The organism is Bradyrhizobium sp. CB82 (assembly GCF_029714405.1).
Classification (GTDB): domain Bacteria; phylum Pseudomonadota; class Alphaproteobacteria; order Rhizobiales; family Xanthobacteraceae; genus Bradyrhizobium.
Map to the genome: position 1 here is coordinate 5,615,480 of NZ_CP121650.1, position 14,022 is coordinate 5,629,501.

Below are 14,022 nucleotides of genomic sequence, written 5' to 3' on the forward strand. Positions count from 1 at the left end.
GAGGGTTGGGGATGAGGAGCTGCTTCCGCAAAGATCATGTCAGAGAGACGCGCGGAGAATCCACCTCACCCGGATCGCATCTGACGATGCGATCAGACCTCTCCCCGCAAGCGGGGCGAGGTGAAATTACTGCTCGTCGCCCGTGAACACGAACTTCGGCATCTCCCATTTGTAGCGGACCGCGAGAAGGCGGAAGCTGATGCCGAGCACGAAGGTGAGAATTGTCCAGAGCTCTGCGTTGAGCTGAAGTCCGAACGCGGTGGCATAGAACAGGCCCGTCACCACCGAGACGCTGGCGTAGAGCTCCGAGCGAAACAGCAGCGGCACGTCGTTACAGAGGATATCGCGCAACACGCCGCCGGCGCAGCCCGTCACCATGCCGGAGACAATCACGATGGGGAGCGATGCATCCATCTGCCAGGCGACGTCGCAGCCCGCCATGGTGAAGACCACGAGCCCGATCGCGTCGAGCACGATGAAGGCCAGCTTGAGCCGGTGCACGAGGCGCGCGAACAGAATCGTGATGAAAGCGGCACCGCCACTCAGCGCAAGATAGACGGGGTTTTGCACCCAGGAGAGCGGATAATGGCCGAGGAAGAGATCGCGCAGCGTGCCACCGCCAAGGGCCGTGATGCAGCCGAGGAAGCAAACGCCGAGCCAGTCCATGCTGCGCCGGCCTGCGGCAAGCGCCGCCGTCATCCCCTGCGCCGCAACCGCAACGAGAGAAAGGAAATGCAGCACGCTGTCGCTCGGAGGGAGGCTCCACATCGGACGTCATCCTGTTTTAAGGGTGGAACTTAGGTCCGCAGTTCCGCAATTGACAGGTTCCCGATTCCCGCGCACGCGGCAACATGCGACGAAAGCATGAGGTCCGCCGGAACCGAACTTCGCGTCCCCGGGTTGTCTCGTCAGTCCATTCGAGGAGATCAAGCGATGGCCGACGACCGTTTTCCGAATGACCCCTATCGCCCCATCGGTGAGGATGAGTATCTCCGCGCGGCGCGGCGGGATGCCGACCTCCAGGCGGATCCCGAGCTCGGCGAAGGCCCCGCCTCCAGCGGCAGGATCGCGCTGTTTGCGGTCGCGATCGCGGTGGTGCTCGGCGCAGTGTTCTACGGCTTGAACAATACCAGCGTGAACCAGGCAACGACCGAGCCGCCGGCAAAGACCGCGCAGACCACGCCTGCCAATCCGGCCGCTCCTCCGGGCATGCGCGACGTGACGCCGCGCAACAATACCTCCCCGGGCGTGACCACGGGTGCGGCGCCGAGCCAGCCGGCTCCGGCTGCACCGTCTGACGCCGGCAAGGCGCAGTAACGCTCGCGAAACATGAAAGCGGCGGGACGATAACGTCCCGCCGCTTTTGTCACCCGTTAGCCGAACAACTTGTTCAACTCGCCGCCGGGATAGCCGCTCCCGAGCTCGGCGAACGTGCCCTTCTCCGCCATCTCCTTTGCCGCGCGCATGAAACCGCCCCAGGCGACGCGAGCAAGCGAGCCGCCGACGCTGATCCGACGCACGCCGAGATCGGCGGCCTCTTGCAGCGACAGGCCGGAGGCGCCGATCAGGAGATTGAACGGCCTTGGATGCACCGCCTTCACGACGGCAGCGATGTCCTCGCGCGTCTTCAGGCCCGGTGCATAAAGGCAATCGGCACCAGCATCGGCGTAGGCCGTGAGCCGGTCGATGACAAGCTTGAGGTCGCTGACGCCCCATAGATAGGCCTCGCAGCGACCAACCAGCAGCGTGCCGCTATCACCGATCGCCTTGCGCGCCGACTGGATGCGCTCGACTGCGAGCGCGCGATCGTAGAGCGGCTTGTCCTTGTCGCCGGTGGAATCCTCGATCGACAGCCCGGCAACGCCCGTCCGCACGCCGCGTTCGACATTTTCCGCGACCTTGTCCGGCTCAACCGCGAAGCCGCCCTCGAAATCCGCATTCACGGGGATGTCGACCGCCGAGCACAATGCTGCCAGATGCTGACAGACATCGTCCACGGTGACGCGGTTGTCGGCGCGCCCGATGGTCCAGGCAAAGCCGGCGCTCGAGGAGGCAATGGCCTTGAAGCCGAGATGCTGCAAGGCCTTGGCGCTGCCGACATCGAACGGATTGGGCAGGATGAAGCAGCCGCTCTCGTGCATCTTCCGAAATGTCGCGCGCTTGTCAGCGGTCGTGACGTGCATGTTTCTCTCCCATGTTGGCCGCGCAGACATAGGCGCTCTCCCAGGGCGGCGCCAGTGGCGCGCCCTCGGATGCGTTAGTGCGCGTCGTGCACGGCGCGGCTATCCTTTGGCGCCTCGTCGCGATCGGTCATGCCGTAGTCGCGAACGACGCTGGCAATGCGCAGGCGATAATCGGCAAAGAAGCCTCCGCGGCCCTTGGCCTGCGCGCGGCGGTGCTCCATCGTTTTGCGCCAGGCCTCCACGGCCGCCTCGTCGCGCCAGAACGAGACCGACAGTATCTTGCCTTTCTCGGTTAGGCTTTCGAAGCGTTCGACGGAGATGAAGCCGTCGATGGTCTGCAGGATCGGCTTCAAATCGGCCGCGAGATCGAAATAGTGCTGCCGGTGCTCCGGCTTCGGCCAGACCTCGAAGATCACGGCGATCATGGGCGCCTCCCTTGTTTTGGTTTGCGCCTACAATACCACCTTGCGCAAGAACGTCCGCTCCTCAGCGAGAATAAACCTGTTCTCCTCGGCGAAGTGGAAGTTCGCCATCCCCTCGGCGTCCTGGCGCAGCCGCGCGCGATAGGCCTCATAGGCCGCCAGGCTTTCGAAGGTGATCAGCGCAAAGGCGATGTTGTTGGTTCCCTCATGCGGCATGAAGTACCCAATCAGATCGCCGCCGCATTTCGGGATGATCGTGAGCCAGCGCTTCGAATACTCCTCGAACTGCGCGCGCTTGAAGGGATCGAGCTGATAGCGGATGAAGACGGTGATGGACATGCGGGTTCCTCTGTTTCCACACTGTCATTGCGAGGAGCGAAGCGACGAAACAATCCAGACTGTCGCCGCGCTAGCAGTCTGGATTGCTTCGCTCGCAATGACGTGTTCGTGGCAACAGCCTACGCCCTTGCTCGACCGCAATGCTTCGGCTATCATCGAAGCATGAAAGCAGGACCTGACATCGCCATGGTCGCTTCGCTCGTCGGCGACCCCGCCCGCGCCAATATGCTAACGGCGCTGATGAACGGCCGCGCGCTGACCGCAAGCGAGCTCGCGCAGGAGGCCGGGATCACGCCGCAGACCGCGAGCTCGCATCTTTCAAAGCTGGAGGCCGGCGGGCTGATCGAGCCGGAGAAACAAGGCCGGCACCGTTATTATCGCCTCACCGATCCGGATGTTGCCGGCGTGCTCGAAGGGCTTGCGGGACTTGCCGCCCGCGCCGGCCACATGCGCGTGCGCACCGGGCCCAAGGATCCGGCGCTGCGGCGGGCGCGGATCTGCTACGACCATCTCGCCGGCGACTTCGGTGTGCAAATGCTCGACAGCCTGCGCGAGCGGCGCCTTATAAAGCAGAAGAAGCAGGACATCGCACTCACGGTCGAGGGCGAACGCTTCCTTGCCAAGCATTTGCAGATTTCGCCCGATATGCTCGCCCATCCGCGCCGGCCGGTGTGCAAGGCGTGCCTCGACTGGAGCGAGCGGCGACATCACCTCGCCGGCACGCTGGGCGCGGCCATGATGAAGCGCTTCACCGAATTGAAATGGGCGGCGCGCGATGCCGCGCCCGGCAGCCGCGTGGTGAAATTCACCCGTACCGGCGAGAAGCAGTTCGCCGCGCTGTTCGGCAACGGGCACGAGTAGTTACACAATCGCGTGTGAACGAAGGCTCCCGTCCTTGCCGGACTTGACCCGGCCATCCACGCGTTTATTGCGGCTCGCACCTGGATGCCCGGGAGATCTGCACGAAGAGGTTGCGAAGCAGCCAGTGCTGCCGGCGGTTGCGGACCCGGCTTGTATCGCGGCCCCCATGGCGGCTGCCGACCGATGGGCCGTGCGGTCATGGTGGCGCCAGCGCCGGTCGTGGTGGCCCCTCCGGTCGTTGTCGCTCGCCCGCGCGTCTGCCCGTGGGGCTTCCGCTGGTGGGCCGGCCGCTGCCGCCCTGTCTGATCTGATTTTGCCTAGCCGCGTGGCCGCGCGCTCCACCGCGCGGCCATCTTTTTTTTGAACGCCTGCCGCTATCGTCGGCCAGAAAAAGGGGATCGCCACCGCGATCCCCTTTTTGATTCGACTGGCGGCTTGCAGCACGCCCTACCAATGACGCCAGCGCCGGCGGTGCCAGCGATGCCGCCAGCCCCAGTGTCGGTGATGCCAACCCCAGTGCCGGCGGCGCCAGCCCCAATGACGGTGGTGGTGCCAGCCCCAGTGATGGCCGTGCCAGCGCACCTGCTCGGGCTTGAGCCGGCCGGCCTCCTCGCTGCTGGTAACCGCGGGATGGACCTCGGGATTGCCGAGCGGCAGGTTGACCGGGCCTTCGATGGGCTGTGGTGCCAGCGGTGCGGCCTGTACACCGGCCCCCAGCGCGGCGCTACCTGCCGCAACACCGAACGCGAATTTCAAAAAATCCCGCCGCTCCATGATGTCTTCCTCTTCAATCAGCGTTGAATGATGCGAAGGAAGTGTCGAGCCGACGAAATGAACTCAGGCTGAACCTATCGTTCAGGTAGGTTGCGCGCAGTTGACACTGCACGCGCGCAGCCGCAATGGCACAACGGCGGTCATACTTTGTCCAAAGAAAAGATCGAACATTCCGAACAAAACGGGGGCGCGTAGGGCCGTCCTGCATGGAGTCCATCAAACCAGAGGAGACAACCATGGCAACACAGGTAAAACCGGTTCCCGAGGGCTACCACACCGTCACGCCCTATCTCGTCGTCGATGGCGCCGAGAAGATCATCCGCTTCATGAAAGAGGCTTTCGGTGCCCAACCGGTCTTCGAGCCGTTGATGCGCCCCGATGGCAAGGTCGGACATGCGGAGTTCAAAATCGGAAACTCCATCGTGATGATTTCGGACTCCTCGGAGCGCGCACAAGCCACATCTACCATGCTGTATCTGTACGTGCCCAACGTCGATGCGGTCTATCAGAAGGCGATCAAGGCTGGCGGCACGTCATTGATGGAGCCAACGGACCAATTCTATGGCGACCGCAGCGGCGGCGTGAAGGATCCGGCTGGCAACCGCTGGCACATCGGCACCCACATCGAGGACGTATCGCCGGCTGAGTTGAAGAAGCGCGCGGCCGCGGCCATGAAGCAGCAAAACAAGGCAGCGTAGGCCCCCGGAGGGTGGATTGGCGCTAGACTAGTTAATCCCCGATCGGTCAATCACAGAAGCGGCGGGTTATGGCTTCGCCTGACCCGCCTGATCCACTGGATCATTGCGGGCCGTTAGTTCTGTGAACGCGTGAACGGGACAAAGCGCACGAGGGCGACGGCGCGCGTCATCGTCTTGCCAGGAGCGATTTTTTCGACGACCGTGAGCTGCTGGGTGCTGTAACCGGGTCCCACGGGCATGACAAGCCGGCCACCTACTTTAAGCTGCTCAATCAGCGGCGGCGGTGGCTCCCCGAGCGCGGCAGTCACGACGACTGCGTCAAAAGGACCACATTCGGGCCAGCCATCGTAGCCATCGCCAAGCCTGACGCTCACGTTGTCATACGCGAGGTCTCTTAGCGTTTTCGCGGCGGTCTCGGCCAATTGCGGAATGATCTCGATGGTGCAGACCTTTCGCGCCAGGTGCGCAAGGATGGCGGCCTGGTAGCCGGAACCCGTACCGACTTCGAGCACGGTGTGATCGGGCGCGACCTCGGCCAACTGGGTCATCAAGGCCACGATGTACGGCTGCGATATGGTCTGGCCGAGGCCGATCGGCACCGGCGTATCCGCGTATGCGACAGAGCAGGTTCGCTCGGGGATGAACAGATGGCGTTTCGTTTGCGCCATGGCCTCAAGGACCCTCTCCGACAGGCCTTGCTGTCCCAAAACACCGGCGGCGGACCGGGCGTAGGCCCGGATGGTCTCGACCATGGCGGCGCGTTCGCGGACGCATTGTACGTCCTGAGGCGCATCCTGTGCGGTCGCTTCCCACGCGACGACACCCATGGCGAACACGAGCAGCAGCAAGACCTTCATGATCGAGCCCCCTCCAAGAGGGACACAATTCACGGCGACCGCTTGAGCGCGCTCCCTGCGCGTAAGATCCGACCTCGCCCCGCAAGCGAGGCGAGGCTTTGCTTTGGCTCAGGTGCCCTCGAACTTGAACGACACGTTGAGTTTGGCGCGATAGGCCTCTACTTTTCCCTTGGCGTCCAGCTGCATATCGAGCTTGACGACCTCTGCGACGCGAAGGTCCCGAAGAGATTTCGCGGCTTGCTCGACCGCGTTGGCGGCGGCCTTTTCCCAGGAATCGCTGCTGGTGCCGACCAGTTCTATAACCTTGTAGACGCTCTCAGGCATGTCGTTCTCCCGTTCGCTATGAAGCAGGAAGCAGGTGCTCCCTGCTGCAGTCGAGCCTAGCACGATATCGGCCCTGAAAGGACGCCCACGATCGCAGGGCGCACCAAGGCCCATCGCGACTAAGTTCTGGCTTCGTCCTCCCAGTCCTCCCACTCGACATCATGGATTTCCAGGTAGTGGGAAACGGCCACGCCGATGGTGGGGAAAAAATTGCTCTCGCCAAGCTGGGCCAACAATCCGAATTTCTTCAGCTTGTCCTTTACGGGATCCTTCAGTTCGGCAAAACAAAGCTCGATATCCCGCGCGTGCAACGCCTCGTCCAATTCGGCGAGCGTATCGCCGGCGGTGACGTCCACGCTGGTGACCGGCTCGGCCGCAACGACCAGCCAGCGCACCGGCGTTGGCGAGTTCGCCACAGCATCCAGAGCGCGCTCCTTGAAGAATTCAGCGTTGGCGAAAAACAGAGGCGCATCCCACCGCAACAGCACCAGCCCGGGGATCTGGCGTGCATCCGGATATCTCGTGATGTCGTGATAGCCTTTGACACCGTGGGCCCGGCCCAATACGGCGAAGTGCGGGCGCCACCCGTCCCATAGAAACTCGGCGATGGCGATGGCGATGGCCAGACCTATCCCCGGAATTACTCCCAGCACGGCCACGCCGACAAAACAGACGATCGATAGCCAGAACTCCCACTGCTGAATGCGGTAGATCCGTTTGAGGTCGGCGAGTTCGATCAAGCCAATGGCGGCGGCGATGACGACGGCGGCCAATGCAGCATTGGGCAAATGCTGAAGGAGGTTTGGTGCCACCAGCAGAAGGAAGGCGATGGCAAGCGCGCCAATGACGCTCGTGAGTTGGGTGCACGCGCCGGCGGCTTCGGCCACAGGCGTGCGCGAACCGCTGCTGCTGATCGGAAAGCCCTGAAAAAGGCCGGCCGCCAGATTGGCGGCGCCAAGCCCCACCATCTCCTGGTTGGGATCGACCTGAGCGCCCAATCGCGCAGCATAGGCGCGCGAAAGGACGCTGGTGTCGGCGAATGACACCAGCGCGATTGCGCAACCGCCGATCAGCACCTCGACGATATCTCCGGCACCGATCCAGGGAAGGGCGAAACCCGGCAGGCCCTGGGGAAGAGGCCCCAGAACCTTCACGCCGTAACGCGCCCCAAGATCCAGCGCGCCCGCGACGGCTGTTGCCCCGACGACGGCAATCAGAATGCCTGGCAGCCGCTTGTTGCTCTCGAGCAGAAGGATCACCGTCAGCGTGCCGAGCCCAAGCCCAAAGGCGACCCAGTTTGTCTTTCCTTCAAGGATTGCACCGGCGATCGCCAACAGGCTCCGCAGAGGTCCTTCGCTTTCGATCGAAAAGCCGAACAGCTTTGGCAGTTGACTGATCAATACGGTCAATGCAATTCCGTTCATGTAACCGTAGCGTATCGGCTTGGAGAGAAGTTCGGTTACAACGCCCAGGCGTAGAATGCCCGCCAGAATACATACCGTGCCAGAAACGATTGCCATCATTCCGGCCAAGGTTATGGCGCGCATCGGATCGCCACCCGACAAAGGACCGACCACTCCCACGATAATGGCCGCCAGAGCCGAGTCCGGTCCCAGGACGAGGATGCGGCTTGGACCGAACAGCGCGTAAGCGAGGAGCGGTGTAATTGTTGCGTATAGACCGTAGATGCCGGGCAAGCCCGACGCCTCCGCATAGGCAATGCCAACCGGGACCAGCATTGTCGCCAGTACGACCCCAGCGAAGATATCGTGCGAGAGCCACTTCCTTTGATATCGACGAAGGGTGTCAAGACCTGGTAACCAGCGGGTCCAATGGCCCATTGCCCCTCCCCAACGCGGTCGGACTGGGCTCGCACCACAACGACGTCGCGCCAGCCGGCTAGCCCGTATTCCTGACCGCTTCAGCCAGCATGGCGTAGAGCTGGCGCTTGCTGAATTCCTTGGGCTGCTTGTCTGTCGTCTTCCGCGACACCTTCTTTGCTGCCGGCTGGGCGCAGGCAACCAACAACGCCGGCTCTTGCTTCCGGACCGACCTTATCTTGGGCTTTGCCGTTGGCGGCTTGTGGCCACGCTTCAGGCCCAAGCGGGTGAGCATGCCGCAGACAGCGTTGCGGCTACACCCGAGACGGCGCGCGATCTGCGCGGCACTCTGTCCCTGGACCCAGAGCTTCTTGAGCAGCGCTACGTCTTTCGCATCCCAACTCATGGAAGACATTGTACGCCAACTGCCATCCACTTTTCTAGTCTTCGTCCGGCTCGCGCACGACCGCCGGTTCGTCGTCCTCCTCGTCCTCGTCGTCCTCGTCCTCTTCTCCCTCCTCGTCCTCGTCTTCGTCATCAGGATCCCGGGGCGGTATTGCGCCGCTCGTGGACACCAAGCTATTCCAATCCACCACGCCGGTGAAAAATTCTTCGGGGGTATTTTGCTTCATGTTGTTGCTCCTCGGGTCTGGAGCTGAGAGCGCCGGTGAACCTGCCGGCCGTCTCGCGATTGTGGGTTCGACTGTATATCGCTGCAGGTCCGTCACTTCGGCTGCATCCAGCCACTACAGCTTGTAGCCTATCTTTCGCAGCAGATCTTTCCGCCACGCAATGTCCGCGTCGGTTTCGACGCCCAGCGGTGAGGCGCCATCGACGACGCCGAGCACGCCGCGGCCCAGCTCCGTTTGCACGACGATCACCTCGGTCGGGTTGGCCGTTGCGCAGTAGATGCGGCAGACTTCAGGCACGGCGCGCACCGCAGCCAGTACGTTGACGGGAAAGAATCCGTCGCCCAGGAAGATCAGGAAAGTGTGGCCGGCGCCGATGGTCAATGCGTTGTTGCGCGCCAGGGCGAGTGAGGCTTCGTCATTACCCGACCAGCGCACCAGCCGCTTGCCGGAGGCCTCGCAGAAGGCCAGCCCGAAGCGGATACCCGGGACGGCGCCCACCAGCGTCTCGTGGAGGTCTTCCACGGTCTTGATGAAATGCGACTGGCCAAAGATGAAGTTGGCGGCGTCCGGCTTGATGATGGGCACCACGGTGAGTTCCATGGCTGCGCTCCTTCAAGGTAGACACGCAAGTCATGGTAGGCCACTGGAAGGCGATTGCAAGCGGCCTGAGGTGGATGGCGGTTACGGCTTCGCCCACAGCCGGCCCCGCGCGCTAGACCCACCCTCCTCGCGCCATGATGGCCGCGCTGAGCACGATGATGACGATGGCGGCAAGCTCGCCGTGGATGATCGACGTCACCAGCCTCTTCCGCTTCGCGTCGATCACCGGCACCTGCCCCGCCTTCAGCGCCGCATTCCACGACAGGAACTCGCGGGTCGGAATGATCGACAACAGCCCGATGATGATGAAGAGCGCGAATTTAACCTGAAGCCGCCGCGCGATGGCGGCCGTGATCTCCTGCCGGATCAGCGTGAACTCGATCGCGACGGCCGAGACCAGCGTGAAGGCGCAGAGATGATGGAGGACGGCGAAGAGCGTGGACATGGCTGGATTTCCCCGGACAGAGCTCGCAGGGCGGATTAGCGAAGCGTAATCCGCCATCGCATGTAGGCAAAATAGTGGGCTACCTTTCGCTAACCGTGCTGAGTCAGTGCCACGTCACATCAGCTTCATTGGCGCATCAGCGACCACGCGAAGATCGATCCTGTTGATCAGTTGAGATCGAAGCGCCTCCGCGGCGCTGATGGCGGCGTCGGTCTGTCGCAACGTACTGACGTTCGAGCCGAGCGATACGATTCCACCGAGCACCAAGGCAATCGATCCGAGTGCGGCGGTTTGACCGGCCCCGAATAGCCCGAGGATCGCGATCAACAACAGCGCAGCCCCGCCGCCGATGGCGACCTTCGAAGCCAGAATGAACTTCCGGCATCGTTCCGCGATCTCGGCGAGCGCCTCGATCCGCGCTTCAATGTCTGAAATCTCGTCGGTCGGATCGTCTTCGGTCATTGGATGTGAGATCGTGCCCGTCGTCCGTAGGGTGGGTTAGCGCAGCGTAACCCACCGAATTCTCGATGCGAGGTGGGTGGTGTCGGCGGGTTACGGCTTCGCCTAACCCACCCTACGACATCGCCTCACAACGGCAAATTGTCGTGCTTCTTGGCCGGCATTTCCGTCTTCTTGTCCTTCAACATCGCCAGCGCCCGCGCGATCCGGCGCCTGGTCGAATGCGGCATGATGACATCGTCGATATAGCCGCGCTCGGCCGCGATGAAGGGCGACAGGAAGCGGTCCTCGTATTCCTTGGTTCTTGCCGCGATCTTGTCGGGATCGCCGATGTCTGAGCGGAAGATGATTTCGACCGCGCCCTTGGCGCCCATCACGGCGATCTGGGCGGTCGGCCAGGCGTAGTTCATGTCGGCGCCAATCTCCTTGGACGCCATGACGTCGAAGGCGCCGCCATAGGCCTTGCGGGTGATGATGGTCACCAGCGGCACGGTGCATTGCGAATACGCGAACAGGAGCTTGGCGCCGTGCTTGATCAGGCCGCCATATTCCTGTGCGGTGCCCGGCAGGAAGCCGGGCACGTCGACGAAGGTGACGATCGGGATGTTGAAGGCGTCGCAGAAACGAACGAAACGCGCCGCTTTCCGTGACGCATCGCTGTCGAGCACGCCGGCGAGCACCATCGGCTGGTTGGCGACGAAGCCGACGGTGCGGCCGGCGATGCGGCCAAAGCCCGTGATGATGTTCTTGGCAAAGGCCTCTGAGATCTCGAAGAAGTCGCCCTCGTCCACGACCTTCAGGATCAATTCCTTCATGTCGTAGGGCTTGTTCGGATTGTCGGGGATCAGCGTGTCCAAGGACATGTCGATGCGCTCGATGGAATCGAAGCTCGGCCATTCCGGCACGCCGTCGGTGTTGTTAGCAGGCAGGAAGTCGATCAGGCGGCGCATCTGGAGGATCGCCTCGACGTCGTTCTCGAACGCGCCGTCGGAGATCGAGGAGCGCGTGGTGTGCACCGAGGCGCCGCCCAGCTCTTCGGCGGTGACGACCTCGTTGGTCACGGTCTTCACCACATCAGGGCCGGTGACGAACATGTAGCTGGTGTTCTTCACCATGAAGATGAAGTCGGTCATCGCCGGCGAATAGACGTCGCCGCCGGCGCAGGGGCCCATGATCACGGAGATCTGCGGGATCACGCCGGAAGCGATGACGTTGCGGCGGAAGACGTAGGAATAGCCCGCGAGCGCCGCGACGCCCTCCTGGATGCGCGCGCCGCCGGCGTCATAGAGACCGATGATGGGCGCCCTCGCCTTCATCGCCATGTCCTGGAGCTTGGTGATCTTCAGCGCATGCGTCTCCGATAGCGAGCCGCCGAACACGGTGAAATCCTTGGCGAACACGAAGGTCTTGCGGCCGTTGACGGTGCCCCAGCCGGTCACGACCCCATCGCCCGGCACCTTGTTCTTCTCCATGCCGAACTCGATGGAGCGATGCTCGACGAACATGTCGAATTCCTCGAACGATCCCTTGTCGAGCAAGAGCTCGATGCGCTCGCGCGCGGTCAGCTTGCCGCGGGCGTGCTGCGCCTCGATGCGCTTCTCGCCACCGCCGAGCTTGGCGCCGGCGCGACGTTCTTCAAGGGCGTCCAGGATATGTTTCATTTGCTCCCGCCAGTTATTAAGGTGCGATTGCCGGCGGTTCTAACACGGCATTTTGCGGGCCGGGAAGCGGCTTTGCGCATGCCCGCCGCGCCCAAGGCGGCTAAAAGCTCAAGGAATTACAGGGGCCTATCGGAGGCGATTAAGATGCATGATGCAGTCACAACGACCGGCGAGGTGACCGGCGGCATCAAGATCCTGCTCCGGCTGGAGGGGCTGACGCTGTTTACCGGCATGGTGCTGCTCTATGTAGTCTGGGGTGGGTCTTGGGCCGTCTTCGCCCTGCTCTTCCTGGCGCCCGATCTGAGTTTCCTGGCATACCTCGCCGACAGCCGGTCGGGCGCGATCGTCTACAATGCCGCGCACAGCTACATGGTCGCCGTGGCGCTGCTCACGGTGGGTTTTGCGCTGGAATGGCCGCTCCTGCTCTCCATCGCCATGATCTGGCTCGCCCATATCGGCCTCGACCGGGCGCTGGGCTACGGGCTTAAATATCAGGCCGGCTTCGGCTTCACCCATCTGGGGCGGATCGGACGCATGGGGAAAGCGTGAACGGCTGGCTTCGGCCGCGCGTTTCCGGGCGTTTGACCCTCCCGCCCACGCATGTCCTTGCCGTTCTGGTGCAGCGTCAGCAAGCTCAGCACGTGCCCGAGCAGGCCGAAGCCGAGATTGGCGTATTCGTAGTGTTTGCCCGGCGTAAAGCCAAGCTTGTGGTTCGACAGGAAATCGTAGAGCCGATCGGCGGTGTAGTCGGCATACGGATTGGTGGGATCCTTCGGCGCAAAATTGTCGGGCACGCGCGGCAAGCCGGAGGTGTAGGTCGCAAGATCCAGCAACGTGATCGGCACGCCCTGATACTCCGACATCCTCACCCGCTCAGGCAGAATTTGGCCGCGGGATCATCCAGCGCTACCTCGCCCCGCCCGACCATCTCGGCCAGCAGCAGGGCGATGAAGACTTTTGTGATCGAGCCGATCTCGAAGACAGTGTCGGCATCCAGCGCGCGATCGTTGGCCGCCCCCGAACGCCCATAGGTCGCGACGATGCGGCGGCCGCGCCCATTCGCGGGGAGCGATGCTAGTCGAGTGGCGCGACAGACGCCAGAGTTGCTACGTCAAATTGCGCCGATATCGGCAAGACAGGCTTGCGTCAACGTCATCCGGTCGGCGATATGGCGCGGCTCGCGGCAATCCATGTTGAGCGCGAACACGGTGCGCGCGTCGTCCTTCTCGGCCCAGCCGACCATCCAACCGAGCGAGCCCTGCTCTTTCCCGGTCAACCCCGACTTGGCACGGATGATGGAGGTGCCGACTTTCGTTACCGGCAGGATATCGCAGACGAGATCCTGGCTGCGTTTCGAGATCGGCAGCGCGCGGCGACGCAGCCGGTCGACGAAGTCGATCTGGTCCATCGGATCGATGCGCAGGTTTCCGGTCAGCCAGAACTGGTCGATACCGCCGCCAATGTCGCGATTGCCGTATTCGAAGAGGTCGACATACTTTTGCATCTGCTCCTGGCCGATGCGGCGCGCGATCTCCTGATAAACCGGTACCGCGCTCACCGCGATGGCGCTGCGCAGCGTGTGATCCCTGTTCCAGGCCTCGATGTCGCGCTTCACGCCGTCCCAGGGGAAGATGTCCTTGTCGGGGTCCTGCACCACGCCCGTTTCCAGTGCGATCAACGAATTCGGGATCTTGAAGGTCGAGGCCGGCAACCGCGGCTCGGCGGAGCGATCCTTGTCGCTCAGGATGATCATGTAGTCGTCCACCTTGTAGCCGACGAAGGTCCCGGCCGTGCCGGCATCCGCAAAGCGCCTCGCAAGGCTGTCGCGGACTTCGCTGAGCGGCGGCGCGATATTGGCGAGCGCACGCGACGGCAGGATGGCGCTAGCCGCGAGAAGGCCGAGAGTGGAGCGACGGTTCAGCAAAGGCGATATCCGTTCGATGATCT

General features: G+C 62.9%; 21 protein-coding genes. 5 read left to right on the forward strand and 16 right to left on the reverse strand.

Annotated elements, in window-relative coordinates; all coding sequences use genetic code 11:
- Positions 1-126: 126 nt before the first annotated feature.
- Positions 127-768, reverse strand: a complete 642-nt coding sequence (locus QA640_RS27350; protein ID WP_283035998.1) for a trimeric intracellular cation channel family protein — start codon at positions 766-768, stop codon at positions 127-129.
- A gap of 165 nt (positions 769-933) precedes the next feature.
- On the opposite strand from QA640_RS27350, the gene QA640_RS27355 reads away from it, so the two are divergent.
- Positions 934-1,317: a hypothetical protein gene (locus tag QA640_RS27355; RefSeq protein WP_283035999.1), complete on the forward strand. Its 384-nt coding sequence runs from the start codon at positions 934-936 to the stop codon at positions 1,315-1,317.
- Between the two features lie 56 nt (positions 1,318-1,373).
- Here the strand turns inward: QA640_RS27355 and QA640_RS27360 are convergent, their stop codons facing one another.
- From QA640_RS27360 to QA640_RS27370, 3 genes are all read right to left on the reverse strand, one after another.
- Positions 1,374-2,183 carry an isocitrate lyase/phosphoenolpyruvate mutase family protein gene (locus QA640_RS27360; RefSeq protein ID WP_283036000.1) on the reverse strand — a complete coding sequence of 270 codons (810 nt, stop codon included), beginning with the start codon at positions 2,181-2,183 and terminating at the stop codon, positions 1,374-1,376.
- Between the two features lie 74 nt (positions 2,184-2,257).
- Positions 2,258-2,608 carry an antibiotic biosynthesis monooxygenase gene (locus QA640_RS27365; protein ID WP_283036001.1) on the reverse strand — a complete coding sequence of 117 codons (351 nt, stop codon included), beginning with the start codon at positions 2,606-2,608 and terminating at the stop codon, positions 2,258-2,260.
- A gap of 27 nt (positions 2,609-2,635) precedes the next feature.
- Positions 2,636-2,944, reverse strand: a complete 309-nt coding sequence (locus QA640_RS27370; RefSeq protein WP_283036002.1) for an NIPSNAP family protein — start codon at positions 2,942-2,944, stop codon at positions 2,636-2,638.
- 162 nt (positions 2,945-3,106) lie between these two features.
- Between QA640_RS27370 and QA640_RS27375 the strand changes: the two genes are divergently transcribed.
- Entirely contained in the window at positions 3,107-3,805 is a 699-nt protein-coding gene (locus tag QA640_RS27375; RefSeq protein ID WP_283036003.1) for a winged helix-turn-helix domain-containing protein, read from the forward strand.
- An 84-nt stretch (positions 3,806-3,889) separates the two neighbouring features.
- Complete coding sequence (locus tag QA640_RS27380) at positions 3,890-4,111, forward strand: hypothetical protein (protein WP_283036004.1); 222 nt, start codon at positions 3,890-3,892, stop codon at positions 4,109-4,111.
- A gap of 141 nt (positions 4,112-4,252) precedes the next feature.
- On the opposite strand, the gene QA640_RS27385 is transcribed toward QA640_RS27380, so the two are convergent.
- Positions 4,253-4,579 (reverse strand): twin-arginine translocation signal domain-containing protein, encoded by a 327-nt coding sequence (locus QA640_RS27385; RefSeq protein WP_283036005.1) that lies wholly within the window; start codon positions 4,577-4,579, stop codon positions 4,253-4,255.
- Between the two features lie 236 nt (positions 4,580-4,815).
- Here QA640_RS27385 and QA640_RS27390 point away from each other — a divergent pair, with 236 nt between their 5' ends.
- Positions 4,816-5,277: a VOC family protein gene (locus QA640_RS27390; RefSeq protein WP_283036006.1), complete on the forward strand. Its 462-nt coding sequence runs from the start codon at positions 4,816-4,818 to the stop codon at positions 5,275-5,277.
- A gap of 113 nt (positions 5,278-5,390) precedes the next feature.
- Here QA640_RS27390 and QA640_RS27395 read toward each other — a convergent pair whose 3' ends face one another.
- From QA640_RS27395 to QA640_RS27435, 9 genes are all read right to left on the reverse strand, one after another.
- A complete protein-coding gene (locus QA640_RS27395; protein ID WP_283036007.1) occupies positions 5,391-6,134 on the reverse strand; it encodes a protein-L-isoaspartate(D-aspartate) O-methyltransferase in 744 nt (247 codons plus the stop codon).
- Positions 6,135-6,242: 108 nt separating this feature from the next.
- Positions 6,243-6,458, reverse strand: a complete 216-nt coding sequence (locus QA640_RS27400) for a dodecin domain-containing protein (RefSeq protein WP_283036008.1) — start codon at positions 6,456-6,458, stop codon at positions 6,243-6,245.
- A 119-nt stretch (positions 6,459-6,577) separates the two neighbouring features.
- Complete coding sequence (sulP, locus tag QA640_RS27405; protein WP_283036009.1) at positions 6,578-8,299, reverse strand: sulfate permease; 1,722 nt, start codon at positions 8,297-8,299, stop codon at positions 6,578-6,580.
- A 58-nt stretch (positions 8,300-8,357) separates the two neighbouring features.
- Positions 8,358-8,684, reverse strand: a complete 327-nt coding sequence (locus tag QA640_RS27410; protein WP_283036010.1) for a GcrA family cell cycle regulator — start codon at positions 8,682-8,684, stop codon at positions 8,358-8,360.
- A 34-nt stretch (positions 8,685-8,718) separates the two neighbouring features.
- Positions 8,719-8,910: a hypothetical protein gene (locus QA640_RS27415; RefSeq protein WP_283036011.1), complete on the reverse strand. Its 192-nt coding sequence runs from the start codon at positions 8,908-8,910 to the stop codon at positions 8,719-8,721.
- Positions 8,911-9,024: 114 nt separating this feature from the next.
- The gene (locus tag QA640_RS27420) at positions 9,025-9,510 is read right to left on the reverse strand and encodes an adenosine-specific kinase (protein WP_283036012.1); all 486 of its coding nucleotides are present in this window, start codon (positions 9,508-9,510) and stop codon (positions 9,025-9,027) included.
- Between the two features lie 112 nt (positions 9,511-9,622).
- Positions 9,623-9,955, reverse strand: a complete 333-nt coding sequence (locus tag QA640_RS27425; protein WP_283036013.1) for a DUF2214 family protein — start codon at positions 9,953-9,955, stop codon at positions 9,623-9,625.
- A gap of 114 nt (positions 9,956-10,069) precedes the next feature.
- Positions 10,070-10,417, reverse strand: coding sequence for a hypothetical protein (locus QA640_RS27430; RefSeq protein WP_283036014.1), 348 nt, complete (start codon positions 10,415-10,417; stop codon positions 10,070-10,072).
- Between the two features lie 125 nt (positions 10,418-10,542).
- A complete protein-coding gene (locus QA640_RS27435) occupies positions 10,543-12,075 on the reverse strand; it encodes an acyl-CoA carboxylase subunit beta (RefSeq protein ID WP_283036015.1) in 1,533 nt (510 codons plus the stop codon).
- Positions 12,076-12,219: 144 nt separating this feature from the next.
- Here QA640_RS27435 and QA640_RS27440 point away from each other — a divergent pair, with 144 nt between their 5' ends.
- Positions 12,220-12,624 carry a DUF4260 domain-containing protein gene (locus tag QA640_RS27440; RefSeq protein ID WP_283036016.1) on the forward strand — a complete coding sequence of 135 codons (405 nt, stop codon included), beginning with the start codon at positions 12,220-12,222 and terminating at the stop codon, positions 12,622-12,624.
- Here QA640_RS27440 and QA640_RS27445 read toward each other — a convergent pair.
- Positions 12,567-12,938, reverse strand: coding sequence for a serine hydrolase (locus QA640_RS27445; RefSeq protein WP_283036017.1), 372 nt, complete (start codon positions 12,936-12,938; stop codon positions 12,567-12,569). The two genes, QA640_RS27440 and QA640_RS27445, sit on opposite strands and share 58 nt — an antisense overlap.
- A 248-nt stretch (positions 12,939-13,186) precedes the next feature.
- Entirely contained in the window at positions 13,187-13,999 is an 813-nt protein-coding gene (blaOXA, locus tag QA640_RS27450) for a class D beta-lactamase (RefSeq protein WP_283036018.1), read from the reverse strand.
- Between the last annotated feature and the right edge of the window lie 23 nt (positions 14,000-14,022).